The 1,742-nt window shown below is 30.8% G+C and carries 3 protein-coding genes; all 3 read right to left on the bottom strand.

The genetic code is table 11. From position 1 onward, the window contains the following. A partial coding sequence (locus ED2_RS14450) for an SRA domain-containing endonuclease (RefSeq protein ID WP_500861383.1) occupies nucleotides 1-388 on the bottom strand: 388 nt, incomplete at its 3' end. 612 nt (nucleotides 389-1,000) lie between these two features. After that, nucleotides 1,001-1,162 carry a hypothetical protein gene (locus tag ED2_RS15790; RefSeq protein ID WP_016176474.1) on the bottom strand — a complete coding sequence of 54 codons (162 nt, stop codon included), beginning with the start codon at nucleotides 1,160-1,162 and terminating at the stop codon, nucleotides 1,001-1,003. Next, nucleotides 1,155-1,742: zeta toxin family protein (locus ED2_RS14455; RefSeq protein WP_060789928.1), on the bottom strand; the 588-nt coding region annotated here is incomplete at its 5' end. The genes ED2_RS14455 and ED2_RS15790, both read right to left, overlap by 8 nt.

Raw genomic sequence — 1,742 nt, forward strand, 5'->3', positions numbered from 1 at the left:
CTTTATTTTGATTCCTATCCAATACTTGATCCCCTTTTAGCCCCATACCTGTATATTGTAAAACACCATTTAACCACTTATCTTTATAAACATTACTTCCTGTTTGATCACTAAACAATACAAGAGTATTAGTTTGATGAGATCTTCTCATTCCACCCTGTCGAGAACATTTAAACTTCTCTGAAATTTCTTTGTTAGTATATACTCTACCGACTTCTATTTCACCTAATATGTTTTTAGACCAATTTTCTCGCCAGACAATAATTTTATCAAGATTAAACATTTCTCTCTCTCTTGGCATGCCATTTCTAATTAAATCAGCTAATACACCGGTAGAAATATCTAATTCTTTTAGTAATTCTTTCTTAGTAATCAATGTTGGATTCATAGCAATGCAGCTCCTAATGATATCAATATAATTGGCATCAGATAACTTGGAAATCGAAAAAAAATCATTTTATGTTCAAGTTATCTATAATATATAAAAACATCATTATTATACCTCATCTATGCTAATTTTTACTATTCTTATCTTAGCGTATTCTTCATAGGTGGTATATCAGAGCAAAATAAACTAAAAAAACGTAGTCTCCTTATGTAATATTACTTATAACAACTTAGGTAAAACAATGGATGATTCAATTATAAAATTTTACGACGGATAATTTAGTAAGTACTACATATTTAATGGTTTAGAAATTTTGATGAAGTAGCTAGTTTCTTTTATAATAGTAAAGTAGACCTACATAAAAAAAGTGGGACAAATCTAAAAATCAGTTTTGCTACAGACTCTACTTCCGAATAAACGGAGTCCAAAAGTCAGTCTTTTCGGAAATTTCAAAAAACAAGCATTACAAAAAACATATTGTTCGTTTTTCTCTCCAATTTCTCAAACCTAAACGACTTTGATCTCGACCTTTTTAAGTTACAATAATCATATATTTAATAGTCTTAGTACATTAAAATAAAAAACAACTTTTCAAGGATATGGTTTAAAAATTTATTTATCCAATCCCACTAATTTCCGCTGCTTACGATTTGCCTCATCTGCTACGTACTTCATTACTGTTTTAAATTCTTTCGCTGAGGCGTTTTCTGATAAATCAGCAATACTTTTATTATACTTTTTCACAATTTGTTTTACTTGTTCTTTCTCAGTCACATAATTCCTCCTCCAACTCTTTTGAAGTATATTGTATTGGTAGTACTAATTGAATATTATCTGCTGCATAATGTACCTCAGAAATGTTGTTTTGATAATCCTTAATCATTATGTGAAGGACTACTTCAGGGTGTCTTTCTTTAACTTTTCCAATATTTTTCCTTGATTTAAAAAAAGCATTGATAAACGTTTCTTTTGGTACATGACACCCCTCAGCTAATTCACGTTTTCGTGTGAAATTCCAGGCAACTTTAGGATCTTGGTAAACATAAAAAATCGTAACACGAAAGCCGTTTTTTAGCGCTCGAATAATATTTTTCTCTGCACTAAGGATAGCAAAAGTTGCATCCAGTATGAAAGAATAACCATGTTCCAGTACGTACTTTAATGATTGTTCAACTAACCAAGAAGAGGCTTTTTGAAAAATGCTAGAATTCTTTCCATTATATTCTGGAAATTGTGTTCTAAAATAGTCTGCATCAATCACGAAATGGTTGTCATAATTTTCAGATAAACCTAGTGCAACCTCTGTTTTACCTGCTCCTGGGCTTCCAGCCATGAATACCGCATCTTTTTCAGG

The organism is Enterococcus durans NBRC 100479 = LMG 10746, from assembly GCF_001544215.1.
Taxonomy (GTDB): domain Bacteria; phylum Bacillota; class Bacilli; order Lactobacillales; family Enterococcaceae; genus Enterococcus_B; species Enterococcus_B durans.